The 15,926-nt window shown below is 68.5% G+C and carries 13 protein-coding genes; 5 read left to right on the top strand and 8 right to left on the bottom strand.

Going from position 1 to position 15,926, the window contains the following annotated elements:
- Positions 1 to 207: 207 nt before the first annotated feature.
- Entirely contained in the window at positions 208 to 687 is a 480-nt protein-coding gene (locus ACGFNI_RS29370) for a hypothetical protein (RefSeq protein ID WP_393687699.1), read from the bottom strand.
- Between the two features lie 127 nt (positions 688 to 814).
- Here ACGFNI_RS29370 and ACGFNI_RS29365 point away from each other — a divergent pair, with 127 nt between their 5' ends.
- Positions 815 to 1,111, top strand: coding sequence for a WXG100 family type VII secretion target (locus ACGFNI_RS29365; RefSeq protein WP_393687698.1), 297 nt, complete (start codon positions 815 to 817; stop codon positions 1,109 to 1,111).
- Between the two features lie 199 nt (positions 1,112 to 1,310).
- Positions 1,311 to 2,396: a PE-PGRS family protein gene (locus tag ACGFNI_RS29360; RefSeq protein WP_393687696.1), complete on the top strand. Its 1,086-nt coding sequence runs from the start codon at positions 1,311 to 1,313 to the stop codon at positions 2,394 to 2,396.
- A gap of 230 nt (positions 2,397 to 2,626) precedes the next feature.
- On the opposite strand, the gene mycP (ACGFNI_RS29355) is transcribed toward ACGFNI_RS29360, so the two are convergent.
- The 7 genes from mycP (ACGFNI_RS29355) to eccB form a co-directional block, all read right to left on the bottom strand.
- Positions 2,627 to 3,958: a type VII secretion-associated serine protease mycosin gene (gene mycP, locus ACGFNI_RS29355; RefSeq protein ID WP_393687694.1), complete on the bottom strand. Its 1,332-nt coding sequence runs from the start codon at positions 3,956 to 3,958 to the stop codon at positions 2,627 to 2,629.
- A gap of 90 nt (positions 3,959 to 4,048) precedes the next feature.
- A complete protein-coding gene (locus ACGFNI_RS29350) occupies positions 4,049 to 5,533 on the bottom strand; it encodes a WXG100 family type VII secretion target (protein ID WP_393687692.1) in 1,485 nt (494 codons plus the stop codon).
- Between the two features lie 72 nt (positions 5,534 to 5,605).
- The gene (locus tag ACGFNI_RS29345; protein ID WP_393687690.1) at positions 5,606 to 5,935 is read right to left on the bottom strand and encodes a hypothetical protein; all 330 of its coding nucleotides are present in this window, start codon (positions 5,933 to 5,935) and stop codon (positions 5,606 to 5,608) included.
- Positions 5,928 to 7,196 carry a type VII secretion-associated serine protease mycosin gene (gene mycP / locus ACGFNI_RS29340; protein WP_393687688.1) on the bottom strand — a complete coding sequence of 423 codons (1,269 nt, stop codon included), beginning with the start codon at positions 7,194 to 7,196 and terminating at the stop codon, positions 5,928 to 5,930. Before mycP (ACGFNI_RS29340) ends, ACGFNI_RS29345 begins: the two co-directional genes overlap by 8 nt.
- Positions 7,197 to 7,415: 219 nt before the next feature.
- The gene (locus ACGFNI_RS29335) at positions 7,416 to 7,709 is read right to left on the bottom strand and encodes a WXG100 family type VII secretion target (RefSeq protein ID WP_393687687.1); all 294 of its coding nucleotides are present in this window, start codon (positions 7,707 to 7,709) and stop codon (positions 7,416 to 7,418) included.
- 119 nt (positions 7,710 to 7,828) lie between these two features.
- Positions 7,829 to 8,155 carry a WXG100 family type VII secretion target gene (locus ACGFNI_RS29330; RefSeq protein WP_393687685.1) on the bottom strand — a complete coding sequence of 109 codons (327 nt, stop codon included), beginning with the start codon at positions 8,153 to 8,155 and terminating at the stop codon, positions 7,829 to 7,831.
- A 551-nt stretch (positions 8,156 to 8,706) separates the two neighbouring features.
- A complete protein-coding gene (gene eccB, locus ACGFNI_RS29325; RefSeq protein ID WP_393687683.1) occupies positions 8,707 to 10,347 on the bottom strand; it encodes a type VII secretion protein EccB in 1,641 nt (546 codons plus the stop codon).
- 185 nt (positions 10,348 to 10,532) lie between these two features.
- On the opposite strand from eccB, the gene eccE reads away from it, so the two are divergent.
- From eccE to ACGFNI_RS29310, 3 genes are all read left to right on the top strand, one after another.
- A complete protein-coding gene (gene eccE / locus ACGFNI_RS29320; RefSeq protein ID WP_393687682.1) occupies positions 10,533 to 11,909 on the top strand; it encodes a type VII secretion protein EccE in 1,377 nt (458 codons plus the stop codon).
- Positions 11,909 to 12,757: a hypothetical protein gene (locus ACGFNI_RS29315; protein ID WP_393687681.1), complete on the top strand. Its 849-nt coding sequence runs from the start codon at positions 11,909 to 11,911 to the stop codon at positions 12,755 to 12,757. Before eccE ends, ACGFNI_RS29315 begins: the two co-directional genes overlap by 1 nt.
- 330 nt (positions 12,758 to 13,087) lie before the next feature.
- Complete coding sequence (locus ACGFNI_RS29310; RefSeq protein WP_393687680.1) at positions 13,088 to 15,799, top strand: SCO5717 family growth-regulating ATPase; 2,712 nt, start codon at positions 13,088 to 13,090, stop codon at positions 15,797 to 15,799.
- Positions 15,800 to 15,926 lie beyond the last annotated feature (127 nt).

The following is a 15,926-nucleotide window of genomic DNA, read 5'->3' as shown; positions in this document are numbered from 1 at the left end:
AGGAACTGAGGGCTGGGAGGGCTGGGCGAGAAGGGATCAGCGGGCGGGTGGGGGCAGCCCGGGGCAAGACGAAGAGGCCGGGTTTCAAGGCTTCTCGGGAACAGGTCTCAGGGCTTCATGGGGAGCACCGGCAGGCGCGGCCCCTCAACTGCCCCTCGCTCCCTGCCCGTCCCGCCCACCACTCCCCCCTCACGCACCCTCGCCCTCTCAGGGCAGCAGCAGCCAGTCCGCAGCCAGCGCCGCCACCAGGCCGACGCCGAGCAGCCAGGTGCCCAGCCGGGTACGCCCGTGCCGACTCAGTTCGATCACCACGCCACAGAGCACAAGCGCCGCCCCGTACACCCCGACCACCAGCACCGACGTCCGGCTGGCCAGGCGCACCACCAGCACCGCGGCCATCGCGGCCATCACCACCGAGGCCAGGATGATGCGTATCCGCCGCGCCTGACGGGGCGTCAAACCCCCGACGTCCTCAGCGATCGACTCTTCACTACCGGCTACGTCCATGAGCCGAGATGCTACGGGACCACCGGCCGCCCCCACCCCCTGGTCCCCGCGCCCGGCGCACTTCCCCGTCCCGCCCCGGGACCGCCTCGCCCCCACCCGCGCAGCCATGACAACCACCCACCCAATTTCCCTGAATTCCCCCTCCGTTGGCCTCGCAAGACGCCCACGGAGCCTCCACATACCCGCCTTGACATGGCTACGGACAGATCACCTAATGTGAGATTGTTAGACGTGAGAATTATGGTTCGGGAAACGGCGCAAACCGGGGGCAGTGGTGGCAGGCAAGGCATTTGATGTTGATCCGGATGTGCTGAAGGCGCAGAGTTCCGCGTTCATCCACATCGGCAACGACTTCTCCAAGGCGTCGAAGACGCTGCAGGACGATCTGGACGCACTCGGCAGCCCCTGGGAAGAGTGCGACTTCGGCGAGCTCTTCGAGACGATCTACGACCCGATCAAGAAGGGCATGTTCAAGTCCATGGACTCCCTGGGCGAACGCCTCGAAGGCATCGGCGACAAGCTCGAAACCATGGCCCAGTCCTACGCCGAATCCGATGAACAGGGCATCCACACCATCAGCGCGGTCGGCCGCCCGATGATCTGAGGCCCGGCCTCACCAACGGATTCCGCAGGACGCGCCCGCCCCGGGCCGCTCCTGAATCACGCAATCCCCGGTGCCTCTCCGCACCTCACGCTCCACACCATCCGGCACCACCACTCAGCACTGCTCAACCAGTTGCTGATCAACCAGTTGCTGATCAACTCAGCACCAATCGGTTACCACCGCACGGGGGACGAACACTGTGTCACTGACGCTGCCAGACGGAGTCGACTGGGTCCTGGATCTCCTCGGATTCGACTGGCCGAACGCCGACGAGGACAAGCTCTTCGAATGCGCCGCGGCTTGGCGCAACTTCGCCACCCAGGTGAATCAGGCGTCATCCCAGGGATCGTCGGCGGCCAACGAAGTCCTCTCCGCCAATTCGGGTGAAGCCGTCGACGGCTTTTCCCAGGAATGGGGATCGTTCTCCGGCGGCGGGGACAGCGGCGACAACTACCTGCGCGACGCCGCAGCGGCTGCCGAGGTCATCGCACTCGCCTTCGACGCCGCCGCGCTCGCGGTCATCGAGGGCAAGGTCGCGGTCATCGTCCAGCTCGTCATGCTGGCCGCCGAACTCATCGCCGCCCAGGCTGCCGCTCCGTTCACCCTTGGCCTGTCCGAACTCGGCGCCGCCGGAGCCACCCAGGCGACCCGTTTGATCGTTCGCCAGATCCTGGACAAGATCAAACGCGAGGTGGTGCAGGCGGCCACCAAGGCGATGGAACACGCCACGATGGACGCCATCAAAAAGATGGCGAAGAAGGCCGTGTCCAAGGAATCCCGCAAACTGGCGACGGACTACATCAAGAACACCGTCAAGGAAGAGGTCAAGGACAAGGTCGTCACCGCGGCCAAGGATTCCGCGAAGGAGTTCGTCCAGGAAACCGTCGTCCAGGGCGCCAAGGACAAGGCCAAAGAAGCCGCGACCGGAATGGCACAGAACGTCGCGGAACAGGGCATCGAAAGCCACTTCGGTGAACGCGACGGTATCCGCTGGGGCGAGACCGCAGACGTCGGCAAGGAAAAGGCCGGCGAATACATCGAGGACGTCAAGAAGGACGCCACCGACAGGGTCCAGGAGTACAAGGACGGCGTCACCAGCCTTGCCGACCCCAACACCTACATCGAACACGGCAAGAACGACCTCGCGGCCAAGCGCGACGAACTCACCGACCGCGGACTGGACCACACCCAACGCCGCGTCGACCACCACACCGGCGGCGCCGCCACCCGCCACCAGGAAACCACGGACGCGGCCAGGGACCACGTCCGGTCGGTCTTCGGCTGACCGCCGGCGGTCCGTACAACGAGCCGTCTGCCCCGCAGCCGCCCGCGGTCCGAGACCACGGGCCCAACTGGACGAGGCGGGGGCGGGGGCGGGGCAGGATCCACCCCTCCCCCACTCACCACCTCCTCCCCCACTCGTCCTCCTGCGCGCAGCAAGGGGCCCGCTGCCACCTCTGACGGTGACAGCGGGCCCCTTGCTTCATTGCTCCAGGCAGCGGGAGCCGTCGCGCGCTACTGGCCGGGAGGCGCCGGGTACTGCCCCGGGGGCGGGGGGTACTGGCCAGGAGATCCGGGCTGCTGCTGGTAGGGGCCCGGCTGCTGCGGCGCGAAACCGGGACCACCGGGGCCACCGAATCCGCCCGGACCACCCGAGGGCGGGCCGTTACGCCGGTTCTTACGTCGCGCCACCAGAACGATGACGAGGATGATCCCCAGGACCACCAGCACCGCCACCACGATCAGACCGATGAACAGCGGGCTCACACCAGGCTTTTCCACAGCCTCCGACGAACCACCCTTGTCGTCCGTCCCCTGCGAACCGGTCGAATCCCCCGCCGACGGCGAGGAGTCCACCTTCGGCATCGTCAACGGCCCGTTCTTAGAACCGGCCGGAATATCCCGCTTGAGCGCGGCGAGGGGCTGGATGAATCCGTAGCCGTACTTCTCGTCGGGGAGCGAGGCCCCCTTGGCCGAGTCGGGGAGGCCGGCGGTCTTGGTCAGGCGGTTGACGATCTGACCTGGCGTGAGGTCAGGGAATTTTGCGCGGAGAAGGGCAGCGGCTCCGGAGACGAAGGCTGTGGAGTCTGAAGTTCCTGTGCCCTTCCGATACAGAGAGCTACCGCTGCTGCCGGCCGAAACAATGTCAACTGCCGGGGCGGTCAACAACACCTGCGGTCCATAATTGGAGCCGGACCAGACCTCACCAGAATTCAGAACTCCGCCGACCGCAGCAACACCGGGGTAGCGGGCAGGGTACTTGATGGCGTCTTCCCCGCCCTTACCATCATTTCCCGTTCCGGCAAGAATCAGCACATTGTGCTGCAGTGCGTAGGCGATAGCCTCAGCTTCCCCGTCCGAAGACGGGCCGGACAACGACATGTTGATGACGGATGCGCCCTTGTCCACTGCGTATCGGATCGAAGAGGCGTAACCGTGCGGGTTCCTGCCAAGGTCACGAATGGGCAGGATCTTGGCATCGGGAGCCATCCCCTTGACGCCTTCCGACCCTCCAGGTCCGTGACCGTGGCCGGCGATTGTGGCGGCCATCTGCGTACCGTGAGTGTCACCATCTTCCGGTTCCGCAGACCCCCCATCCATGAAGTCCTTGCCCGGGAGTACGTTGCCCTTCAGGTCCGGGTGCTGAGAGTTGACACCGTCATCGATGACGGCAACAGTCACCCCCTTACCCGTTGAAAGCTGCCAGATCTTCTGGACCTCGAATGCCTTCAGAGGCCACTGCGCGTCTCTGATCTGGTCCGCCGACGCAACCGGTGCGGTGCCGAAGAGCAGCGCTCCAGCCACCACCGCGCCACCCACCACACGCAGCTTCCGCGTGAAGCTCATTCCTTTACACCTCTCCTAACAGGACGGGGCCCTCTGCCCAGAGAGCATCGGGCCCCGTCTTGCTACCACCGATTTGCTGACGACAGGTTCCTACTCGATGACCTTCGGGGCAACGTTACGCTCCGACGCCCAGGTCTCCTCGTCCTCGACAAGGTAGTCGGGACGCTCGCCGTTGTTCTGCCCCTTCTCCTTGCCCTTGGCACCGTGCATACCAGGGGCGCCCGCCATGCCCGCGGGGCGACGGCCACCCGCTCCGGCGCCCGCCTGCGCTCCGCCTCGGCTTCGGTGCAGGCCGGATCCGCCCTGCCCGGCACCGCTGGCCTTGCCGCTTCCGGAACCGATGACGCCGCCCTTCTGGCGGGCCAGAGCACCGCCGCGGCCCGCGCCTGCGCCCTTGCCGCCGGCGCCCTTGCCGGCGCCGGCGGCGCCGCCCATGCCGGGCATACCTGAACGGCCTGCGCCACGAGCTCCCGCTCCGGCTCCGCCTCCGGCACCACCGCCGCGGCCCACGCCCATCCCGCCGCCGACACCACCACCGATACCGCCACCGCCTCCGATGCCGCCACCAGCGCCGGAACCACCGCCGGCTCCACCACCGATGCCGCCGTTCAGGCCGCCACCGCCGCCGATACCGCCGCCACCGCCGCCGATACCGCCACCGCCTGCGCCGCCACCCTTAGGGGGGTTGAAGCTGTCGAGGCCGGTGTTGACATCGGGAGTGAACGATCCCTTGCCGGGCTGGGGGGAGATTCCGCCACTGATCCCCGGCGTCTTCGGCGACTGGAGACCACCGGGAGAGAAGCCGGGCCCCTTGCCGGTCGGCTTGAGCGAGGGCGGTCCGACCTTGCTCGGCCCCGTGGGGCCGGATGGGATGGGCATCGGTACCGCCGTCGGCGGCTCACCACCGGGCGGCCCCGGGTAGTCCTCGCCCTTGTCGATCCGTGGGTTCCCCTTCCACGACCCCATCGACTTGGCCTGAGACACATAAGCCGCCCCCAGCTGCTCCATCTTGACGGCCATGCGGAGCTGCTGCTCCTTGCCCGCCGAGAGGCTGCCGGTGTTGTTGTCCAGGGCCTGCTGTGTGGACATGTGGGGGTTGGAGAGGTCGCGCTTGAGGCCGCCGTCGTCGCGGCTGCCGCCGTCCTGGAGCCAGTTGACGGCCTTGTTGGCCGTGCTCGGCTTCTCCATCGACTCGACCTCGGGCTTGAGCTGCTCAAGCACGTTGGCCGCGTTCTTCATCGCGGTCGAGGTGTATTCGGCGTAGAGGGAGCAGTCCGAGATCTTTTTGCTGATCTTGTCGGCCTGGGCCTTGAACTTGTCGGCGGAGTCACCCTCCCAGTGCTGGAGCACCTCTTCGACCGCAGCGTCGAAGGTGCCCTTGATTCCACCACCGCCGCCGCCGACAAGCTGAGTGTGGACGTCCTTCCAGCCCTGCGAGACGTTGTGCACCTCGCCGGGATTGGACGCCTTCACCATCGCCTTCATGGTGTCCATATCCATCTCGGCGAAGTTCGTCTCGTGCTCCGCCGCGTAGCACATCGTCGCCGGGATGTATTCCGACTCGCCACCGCTCATGACCCAATTCCCCCTCTGCTTCTCTCCACGCTGACTTCAGACCCGCTGCAATCGACCGACCGGGATGTCACATCATTCCCCGGACATACTCGTGGCGGTCTCGGCTTCCTGGTTCTGGTAGTTGCCGTGCGCCTTGCGCGTATTGCTGCCGAACTTGTCCATGACCTCGTTGAGATGCTGCACGACCTCTTCGATGTGCGTCTTCATCTCCGTATGGGCTTGCGTCAGCTTCCGCGCTTCCAGGAAGGTGGCACCGGGCGCGTCAGCTCCCAGTGCGCTCGGCGACAGTGACGTCTTGTATCGGGTGTCCGCATGCGCATTCCCGAGGTCCTTCAGGACGCCATTGAGCTTCCTGACGGTGTCCTCGAGTGCGCTGAGATCAACTCGATATTGCTCACCCATGATTTGACTCCCCGTGAGATGTGAATCCAGTCTTGCGACGCCAGTCGCGAAGTGCGACGGACGCGCCCACTACCGCCGCCACGGCCAGCAGACCGCCTCCCACAATGTAGATGGCGAACCGCGCCTGCCGGTCCTCCGGGCTCTCCCCGATGGTGAGGGCGGCCGGCTGGACCTCGGAGCCGCCGTTGGCGGCGTTGGACGGCTTGTCGGGCTTGGGCGAGGCGGTGGGCTTGGTGGTGTCGTTGAGTGCGGCCACCGGGTCGACGACGCCCCAGCCGATGTTGTGGTCGGGGCCGCGGTCGACCCGTTCGGCGGTCTGCTCCAGGTGCCAGACGAGCTCGCGGGCCTTCCAGTCCTTGTGCTGCGCCTTGAGCAGGGCGGCGGCTCCCGCGACGTACGGTGCGGCGAAGCTGGTGCCCTGGTCGACGCAGTTGCCGCCGCCGGGGACCGTGGAGACCATGTCGACGCCGGGAGCGGCGATGTTGACGTAGTTGCCGGGCTGGGAGAACGGGGCGCGCTCGTTGTTCCGGTCGGACGCGGCGACGGCCAGGATGTTGTCGAACTCCCGGAAGCCGGCCGGGTACATGGTCTTTTCCTTGCCGCTGGCACCGTCGTTGCCCGCCGAGGCGACGATGAGTATGCCGTGCCTCGCGGCGTTGCCGACGGCCTGCTTCAGGCTCGGGAGGAGGGCCTCGCTCGCGTCCGTGCCCTGGGAGATGTTGATGATGTCGACGTTCTCGGCCACCGCGTCGTTGATGGCCTTGGCGAGGCTGTCGGCGGTGCCGGCCTTCTCCTGGTCGGTCTGCTGGAACGGGATGACCTTCGCGTCGGGCGCGAGGCCGTAGAAGCCTGAGGAGCCCGGCTGCTGCTTGGCGGCGATGATGCCGGCGACCTTGGTGCCGTGGCCGACGCGGTCCTGGGTCTTCTTACCGTCCTTGACGTAGCTCTTGCCCCCGGAGCCGATCGAGGGGGCGATCTGGCTGTTGCCTGCGTCGATGCCGGTGTCGATGACGGCGACCTTGACACCCGCGCCCTGGCCGTGCGCCCACAGCTGCTGGGTCAGCAGGCGCTGCAGCGACCAGGGGGTCTCTTTGATGTTGCTGGTGTTGAACTTGCACTCGCCGCTGTTGAGCGGAACGTTCTCGTCCGCGGACGCCGGCGCGGCGCTGACACAGGAAAGGCCGACGGCGCATGCCGCTGTCACCAGTACACCGGCTGCTCGGCGGTGCCCGGAACGGTGACCGATGGCGCGAGATCCCACGGGTTGTCTGCTCTCCATGTGTGGTGGACGGGACGAGAACGAGGGTGTGGAAGCGGTGGAGGAGCGGGAGGGCCTGCGAAGGCGATGGGGAAGGCGTGCGGGTGCGGTGGACGCCAGAAGGGCGAGCGCACTGATGCAGCGCGCTCGCCCTCATTGACCACTGTGCGAGCCTTCCTGGCTGCTCAGCCGTCGGTCACCCCTGCCTGTGCCGATGCCAGGTCAGTGGTTCCAGACGTTGGCGTTCTTGTGCTCGGTGCTGCGGTAGTTCTGCGCCGCGTTGTCCAGCGCCTTGGCGATGGCCTCCAGCGTCGAGTGCAGCGAAGCGGCACGCTTGTCCCACTCGCGCTGACGGGCCTGGTAGCCCTCCTGCGCGGAACCTTCCCAGCTGGCGGCGATCTTCTTGACGCCGGCCTCGAGGTTGTCGAGCTGGGACTTGATGTTGTTGGCCGTGCGGCGCACGTCAGACGCGGCCTGCGAAATCGTCTCGAAATTGACGAGGATATGCCCCGACATTACGTCTCCTCGGGAGTTGTTGAGCTGGTCGATTCACATACCGCGGCAGGTCGCAGGAACCTTCCCGGACACCACCGCGGCGATTGGTCACGTGCGCCGGTTGAGGCGGCGCGGACCCATCATCCGAAGGGGGAATCCTGGGCGGAGGCGACGTGGTGAATCGACTGAGCCTGCTCGTCTTCCGAGGCCACGTAGTTCTTCGTGGTCGCGTCAATCGCTTCCTTGATCTCGCCAAGGATCTGGTTGAGGCGGGTGGCGTCCTCGTTGACCTTCGACTGCAGCTGGTTGTACGAAGTGGCCGCAGCACCCCTCCAACCGGAGGTGATGTTGTCGACGACCGTGTTCAGGTGCTGAATCTCGCCCTGGATCGCGTGATTGACCGAGGAGATCTTGCCGCTGAACGCGACCATCTCCTCCTCGGTGGTTGTGAACTGCTGACCAGCCATAGTCAACGTCCCCCATGAGACTCGTACGTCGTACCGTCCGGCGCCGGTGAGGGCGCTTCACGGTTGGCATCTCCTGTTGACGCCAGCGGCCACTTTAACCACTCCATACCCCTGTTCCCAACAGGGGGAGGGCTGTTGTGATGCGATCACAACATGGCCAACTGGCCGTTCCTTGCGTCCTGTTCGGCCAAACGCACAGCCGAATCGGACAGTTGCCATGCTATCGGCTCAGAAAGAATCACATCAAGATTTTCACAGGTTCGGTTGCCGCCGAGTTGACACCCGAGGGAGGAAACGGAGGAATCGGAACCGAAAGGGCGGGCCACCCGATTCCCGGTGGCCCGCCCAGAGGTGTCGGCGCGGCAGGAAGATCCGCCGCCTAAGGGCTGTCCCGTAATCCCTGGTGGATCAGCGCACGGCGTCAGATGCGGTGCATCGCAAGGCGGAGGGACGTCCGGATACTGGACGTATCCGGATGTTCCGACAACGCGGCGAGGTGCCGTAGCTGTCGTCGTGCGCCCGCCAGGGATTACGGGACAGCCCTTAGGTGTTCAGGAGGTCTGCGGGTGCCTGGCGCTGTCCACGTCGAGGTTCGGGCCCGCGGAGAGCAGCGACGACCACGACTTGAGGATCGGCGGCGCGTGCACGCCCTTGTAGCCGAGCCGCAGTGCCGCCTTGTTCGTCTCTTCCTCGGCGTTACCCGCCTTGCCCGCGCTGTCGTTGTTCACGCGGACGGAATAGCGCAGTCCGGTGTCGGTGACCAGGAAGAGCGACCCCGTCGTCTGCTCGGGGGTGTTCACCTCTTGGTAGAGCAGCCCGCTGCCGGGGGTGACGTACGCGCTGGCGCCGCCCGCGATCTTGGCCGGGTAGTCCTTGCCGACCCAGGTCTGCATGTTCGGGATGCCGCTGGGGTACCCCAGCGCCTTGTCGGCGCCACCGGGGAGCTTGGTGGCGGTGCCGTCGTAGACGCTGCAGGAGACGCCGCTGTCGGTGGGGGCCGTCAGGGAGCCGGTCTGCGAGCCATCGAAGTTGTTGGCCATCTCGACGGCCTCGGTCGGCCAGGGGAGGTCGATGTCCGTGCTCCCGACCTTGCCCATGAACTTCACATACCGCCCCTGGTCCTGCATCGGTGTGACGCTGGAGGTGGCGACGTGCTGCACCTGCAGTTCCTCACCGTTGGGGTGCAGGTCCTTGGCGTTCTGGCCGCGCAGCAGCAGCTTCGCGATGAAGTCCGAGACCTGCTGGGCGCCTTCAGCCGTCACCACGTACTTCTGGCCGTCGGGGACTTCGAGCACCGTGCCGATGGTGGTGTACTTCGGCGGGATGCCGCTGGCGTGCGACGTATGGCCGACGCCGGGAACCCGCGGCATGTAGATCGGCACCGGGCTCTTGACGAGCGTGTCCATCCACTGCTTGGAGACATCCTGCGGCTCCGCGTCATTGAAGATCGCCCGACGTAGATCGCTGTTCGCCTGCTCCTCACCCTGCGGGGGCTTGAAGTGGCCATCCATGGTGGCGTCGAGCCGGAACTTGAAACCCCGCTGGTCGACCAGCCAGCGCACACCGTCCGGGTCACGGACGTAGAGGGCCTGGTTCAGACCGACCCGGCCCTTGCCCTCGACGAGCTTCTTGTCCTTGCCGCCGAGGACGAACACCGCCTGCTGGGCCTTACTGTTGGCGCCGCTGCCCGGACGGTCGCAGACCGCCCAGACCTTGGCTGCGCCGGCGTCCTCCTTGCCGGGCAGCCGGTCCGGGGCGTACGGAATTCCGATGGCGGGGCCGTGCGGAATCTTTCCGTCCAGCTCGGATTCCTTGACCTTGACGACTTTGTACTTGTCCGGATCAAGAAGAAGTTTCGCGGAGGCGAGATTCAGAACGGGATGCAGGAGCTTTTCGTTCTTACCGCTTTCGGGGTTCTTCGAGTTCAGAACCACATAGCGGGTGGTGGATTTGTCCCCGACAATGACGTTCTCCCCGACCGCGTCCCAGCCCTTCGGGGCAACCGGCTTGAGGATGCCGCAGGCACCGAAGCCCACCAGGATCAGGACCCCCACCAGCACGCTGGGCAACACCGCTTTCAGCGGACGCGGCGCACTCTCGATCGAGCCGTTCGGCAGCGGCTTCAAGAACGCGGCATTCGTGCGCTTTCGCGCAAAAGAATACGCATTCAGCTCGTCCCGACGTGATGCCATTGTTGCTTTCTCTCCCCGCCTGTCGGATCCACCTTCGACCGCCCCCGGCACGCACGCCGTAGCGCCCTCTACTATGCCGTGTATCGATCGACCCGTACGGTACGGGTGCCACCTTCCAACGCACCAGTCTCAGCGGCGGTTGATACGCCCAGAGCCACCACACCAGTAGAGGAGCAGGCCGGGGGATGTCCAGCGCCACCAGGGCTCGACGCCGCAATGGGCGGCAACAGCAGCAACCACCTTCCGCTGCCCCGCACCATGCGGGAGATGCCGACCGAAACGGATCGGCTCCGGGCAACAGAGGCAGTCGCGGCCGGAGTTCGGCCGACCGCCCGGCGGGCCCGGTCGCCCCGCGCCTGCGCCCGCAGGCCGGAAACATCGGCGGGGTCCGCGTCCAGCAGCTGGCCATCATCGAAATCGCCGCGGCCCTGGTGCTGGTGGGCTGGTCGATCCACCCGGCCGCGCTGACCGCAGCCATCGTCGTGGCCGCCGTACTCGTCATCTTCGCGCTCGGCCGCCGCCGCCGCATCCCGCTTCCCGAGTGGATCACGACGGTGCGCGCGATGAAGCGCCGCGGCAAGTCCACGAGCGCATCGGCGACCACGGGCATCGACCCGGCGTTCGCCCCGGTCGTCGAGTGCGACCCGGCGCTGCGCACCTACGAGTACACCGACGCCGAGCAGCGCGCCATCGGCTTCGTCGGCGACGGCACGTTCCTCACCGCCCTCGTCCAGTTGGACGCCCGCGACGAACCGCTGCGCCCGCAGCGCGGCAGCCACATGATGCCGCTCGACGTGCTGCACAACGCCCTCGACGTCGAGGACATCCACCTCGAATCCGTGCAGTTCGTGCAGTACACCCAGCCCGCGCCGGCACCGCACCTGCCCGAACAGGCCGTCGCCGCCCGCTCGTACGCGCCGCTCCAGGCCCAGGCCCAGACACCGGCCGTCCAGCTGACCTGGATCGCGCTCAAGCTCGACCCGGAGCTGTGCGCCGAGGCGATCGAGGCGCGCGGCGGCGGGATGGACGGCGCCAAACGTTCCCTGCTGCGCGCCGCCGACCAGCTCGTCAGCCGGCTCACGGCGCACGGCGTCAAGGCCAAGGTGCTGGCCGAGCGCGAGGTCGTGGCCGCGATCGGCACCGCGGTCTGCGTCAGCCCGCGGGCCGCCAACGGAGCGATGGGGCGGGACGGCAGGTCGGCCCGCCGCACCCAGGAGTCCACCCGCGCGTGGCGCTGCGACGACCGCTGGCACTCGACGTACTGGATCGGCCGATGGCCCCAACTGGGCAACGGCGGCGCGCCGTTGGCGGCCATCAGCCAGTTGCTGACCAGCACGGCGGCGATGGCGAGCACCTTCGCGCTGACCGCGTCGCACGGCGGCGGCCGGGCCCCCGCGATCTCGGGCTACGTACGCCTGTCGACCCGCAGCGAGAACGAACTCACCTCCGCCCAGAGCGAGTTGGAGCGCCGTTCCGGTTCGGCGAAGGTGGGCCTCGTACGCCTCGACCGCGAGCAGCTGCCCGGCCTCCTGGCCACGCTTCCCCTCGGAGGTACCCGCTGATGGCCACTCCCACCTATCAGCCCCGCACCAACACCAGCGGCAACGGCTGGCGCAATCCGCCGATCGGCGGCCCCGGCGCCGGCGAGGAGCGCCGTCTCTCGCACCAGCCGCGCCCCGACGAACAGCAGTCGGGCCCGACGGGTCCGAAGCCGCAGCCCGGTTTCGGCCTGCGCGGCCCGCGTCGCAGTCCGCACATCCTGACGGCCGATTCGCTCGCCTCGCTGACCCTGCCGGTCGGCGACGACGGCGTGATCATCGGTATCGACCCGCAGAACCAGCCCGCCGTGCTGAGCCTGCTGCGCCCCGCGCCGCTGGAGATCGCGCTGGTCGGCAGCATGTGGATGGCGCAGGTGCTGGCGCTGCGTACGGTCGCCACCGGCGCCCGGGTCGCCGTCGAGACCGCGCGACCGCCGGCCTGGGGGCAGATGGCGCAGGCGGCCGGCGGCGGTCAGCAGTGTGTGTCGGTGCACGACGTGCGCCAGATCGCGCCGCAGGGCCCTTCGGTTTCCAGCCCCGTTCTGGTCGTCCGCGACATGGGTGCGCGCCCGCCGCGCAATCAGCTCGCGCCCAGCCCCTGGCAGTCGGTGCTGACCGTGCTGCCGTTCCTCGGCCCGCGTTCGCCGCAGTTGCTCGGCCGCGCGGACCTGGTCGGCCTGCAGCGGCTTTCGCCCGAGGAGGCCGAGGTCGTGACGCGCATCATGCGGCTCCCGCAGCAGGTGGGGGCGGTGCTGCCGACGCTCAGCGACAACGCCATGCTCTGGTGCACCCGCGACAGCCACCAGTTCGTCATGACCCAGCCCACCGAAGCGGAGACCAACCTGCTCGGCGGGCCGCGGCGGATGGACTGACGGCACAGTGGCGGGCCGGGTCCTGGCGGTGGCTGCACCGCCCCGGGCCCCGGGCCGCGAGCATTCCTACGGGCGCATCCACGGGTGCGCCCGTAGGTGTGCCGCAGGGTTCGAAGACGACATGACGTCGACTGCCGTTCGGGGCCGACTCTTGATTAGGCTGTATGAAGAGCCGCAGGAGCGCACCTTCCGACGGCAGCCGAAACGGGGACGGAGAAAGTTAGTGTTGGCACAACCCCGGGTGGTGTGTTCCGACTTCCGCTACATCCGATCGATCCGCCTGTATCCGGTCCTGCCGTTCAGGTGCGTTGCAGTACACCAGGAGGCACAGTGAACGAGCAGGAGGCTTTCCGCCGGGACGGGAACGATCCTGACGACGACCAGTCCGAGTTCGATCTGACCGGCGAGTTCAAGATCGACTTTGCCGCTCCGGCCTGGTATGCGAGCAACGACACCAGTGGGGGCGGCATCTCTGCCGCCACTCCCCCCGCCACCTCCTCCACTCCGCCTCCTGTGACGCCGCCGCCCACCGGTGCGCCGCTGCCCGGTCAGGGCCCCGTTCCACAGGGCCCGCCCGCCACCGGTCCGCAGGGTGCTCCGGGACCGGTCGCCGGGCCCGCTCCCGTGCCGCCGCCTGCCGACGCCGCGCCGCCCGGTTTCCCGATGCTGCGCCCGCAGGGCACGGGTGACGCACCGGCGGCTCCCGCCCCGGCGACCGCTGCCCAGGACGCACCTGCCGAGGCACCGGAGCCCGACGCGGCGCCCGCACCTGACCTTTCACCGTCGTCCGACGCACCGTCGGATGCCTCACACGTCCGTTCCGGGACGGGTGCCGACCCGTCGGCCTCGCTCTGGGACGACGACCCGGAGCCCGCACCCGCGGCGCCCGAGCCGGAGGCGGCACCCGCCCCGCAGGCCGAGGCCCCCGCTCCCGTCGCCGAAACCCCGGCGCCCGCCCCGCAGTCGGCGCCTGAGCAGCCGGTTGCGGACCCGTCCCAGGGTGCGCAGGCGGCACCGCCCGTCCAGGCCGTGCCGGATCAGCAGCTGCCTCCGCAGGCCGTACCGCAGCAGGACGCGCCGCCGCAGGCCGTTGCCCAACAGGGCGTTCCGCAGCAGGGAGTTCCGCAGCAGGGCGCTCCCTGGGGCGCCGCGCCCGAGGCCGCGCAGCAGGGCGTGCCGGGACAGGGCGCGCTGCCGCCGCTGCCGCCCGAGTACCAGCCGGCCGACCCCCGTTCGGCACAGGCCCAGCAGGCCGCCCAGGCCCAGCAGGTACCGCAGCCGCAGCCGCAGCAGGCTCCGGTCCAGCAGCAGCCCGGCTACCCGCAGCAGGCACCCGTGCCGCAGCAGGGCGGCTACCCGCAGCAGGCACAGGGCGGTTACCCGCAGCAGCAGCCCCCGCAGGGCGCGCCCGCGCAGCCGCAGCCGGGCGCCTACGGCTATCCGCAGCCCGCGTACGGCTACCCCCAGCAGGCCCAGCAGCCGCCGCAGCAGAACCCCAACACGCCCGTACAGCAGCCCGCTTACGGTTATCCGCAGCAGCCTCAGCAGGCCGCACAGGGATACCCGCAGCAGGGGTACCCGCAGCAGCAGGGCGGTTACGACCAGCAGCAGGCGCAACAGCAGGCGCAGGCCCAGGCTTACGCCCAGCAGCAGGCCGCCCAGCAGGCCCAAGCGGCCCAGCAGGCGCAGCAGCAGGCCCAAGCCCAACAGGCCGCCCAGCAGCAGGCACAGCAGCAGGCGCAGCACCAGCCACTCCCCGGCCAGCAGGCGGCCGACCCGAACGCCGCGGCGAACTACGCCTCGTACTCCCAGCCGGGCCAGCAGCAGCCGCAGCAGCGGGCCGCACCCGGCGCGCCGCTCGGCTACAGCGCCGCCGTCGAGCTGACCTCCGACCGGCTGCTGCGCAACCAGCCCAAGAGGCGCAAGCCGGGCGCCAACGCGCAGCCGTCCAAGTTCAAGCTGGGCGCGAAGAAGGAGGAGGCGGAGCGGCAGCGCAAGCTGGAGCTGATCCGTACTCCGGTGATGTCCTGCTACCGGATCGCGGTGATCAGCCTCAAGGGCGGTGTCGGCAAGACCACGACCACCACCGCACTCGGCTCCACCCTCGCGTCCGAGCGGCAGGACAAGATCCTGGCGATCGACGCGAACCCGGACGCCGGCACCCTCGGCCGCCGTGTCCGCCGCGAGACCGGCGCGACCATCCGTGACCTGGTGCACGCGATCCCGCACCTGCACAGCTACATGGACATCCGCAGGTTCACCTCCCAGGCCCCTTCCGGCCTGGAGATCCTCGCCAACGACGTCGACCCCGCGGTGTCCACGACGTTCAACGACGACGACTACCGCCGCGCGATCGACATCCTCGGCAGGCAGTACCCGATCATCCTCACCGACTCGGGCACCGGCCTCCTCTACAGCGCGATGCGCGGAGTCCTCGACCTCGCCGACCAGTTGATCATCATCTCCACGCCGTCCGTCGACGGTGCGAGCAGCGCGAGCACCACCCTGGACTGGCTGTCCGCGCACGGCTACGCGGACTTGGTGCAGCGCGGCATCACGGTCATCTCCGGTGTCCGCGAGACCGGCAAGATGATCAAGATCGATGACATCGTGTCGCACTTCGAGACGCGCTGCCGCGGCGTCGTGGTCGTCCCCTTCGACGAGCATCTCGCCGCCGGTGCCGAGGTCGACCTCGACATGATGCGGCCCAAGACCCGCGAGGCGTACTTCAACCTCTCCGCGCTGGTCGCGGAGGACTTCACGCGCGCCCAGCAGGCCCAGGGGATGTACCCGCAGCAGGGTGGTCCGCAGATGGGCGGCGACCCCTACGCCCAGCAGCAGTACCCGCAGCAGGGACAGCCGCAGCAGCAGCCGCAGGCGCAGCCCCCGGCCGGTTACCCGCCGCAGCAGGGCGGCTGGACCCAGCAGCCGCAGCAGCCGCCCGCCCACTGGCAACAGCAGCAGCCGGCTCCGGACGCGCCCCAGCAGCCGGAACAGCCGAGGCTCCAGCCGGGATGGCAGCAGCAGCCGCCTCCGCAGTGATCCGGCGGTAGGACACAGAAGTGGGGGGCGGCCGGGAGCGGCCCGGGCCCCCCACCGCCCCCGCCCGGCGCCGCCCCCCCCCCCCGCCCGGCCGGCCCCCCCCCCCCCACCCCCCGGAGGGTGGACG

Source organism: Streptomyces sp. NPDC048644, assembly GCF_043199105.1.
Classification (GTDB): domain Bacteria; phylum Actinomycetota; class Actinomycetes; order Streptomycetales; family Streptomycetaceae; genus Streptomyces.
This window is presented reverse-complemented; position numbering and strand designations above follow the sequence as displayed.

Excerpts from the sequence above, each read along its gene's own strand:
- ACGFNI_RS29370 (WP_393687699.1), bottom strand. The coding sequence starts at position 687 with ATGTGGAGGCTCCGTGGGCGTCTTGCGAGGCCAACGGAGGGGGAATTC.
- mycP (WP_393687694.1), bottom strand. The coding sequence starts at position 3,958 with ATGAGCTTCACGCGGAAGCTGCGTGTGGTGGGTGGCGCGGTGGTGGCT.
- ACGFNI_RS29350 (WP_393687692.1), bottom strand. The coding sequence starts at position 5,533 with ATGAGCGGTGGCGAGTCGGAATACATCCCGGCGACGATGTGCTACGCG.
- ACGFNI_RS29345 (WP_393687690.1), bottom strand. The coding sequence starts at position 5,935 with ATGGGTGAGCAATATCGAGTTGATCTCAGCGCACTCGAGGACACCGTC.
- ACGFNI_RS29335 (WP_393687687.1), bottom strand. The coding sequence starts at position 7,709 with ATGTCGGGGCATATCCTCGTCAATTTCGAGACGATTTCGCAGGCCGCG.
- ACGFNI_RS29330 (WP_393687685.1), bottom strand. The coding sequence starts at position 8,155 with ATGGCTGGTCAGCAGTTCACAACCACCGAGGAGGAGATGGTCGCGTTC.
- eccB (WP_393687683.1), bottom strand. The coding sequence starts at position 10,347 with ATGGCATCACGTCGGGACGAGCTGAATGCGTATTCTTTTGCGCGAAAG.
- eccE (WP_393687682.1), top strand. The coding sequence starts at position 10,533 with ATGTCCAGCGCCACCAGGGCTCGACGCCGCAATGGGCGGCAACAGCAG.
- ACGFNI_RS29315 (WP_393687681.1), top strand. The coding sequence starts at position 11,909 with ATGGCCACTCCCACCTATCAGCCCCGCACCAACACCAGCGGCAACGGC.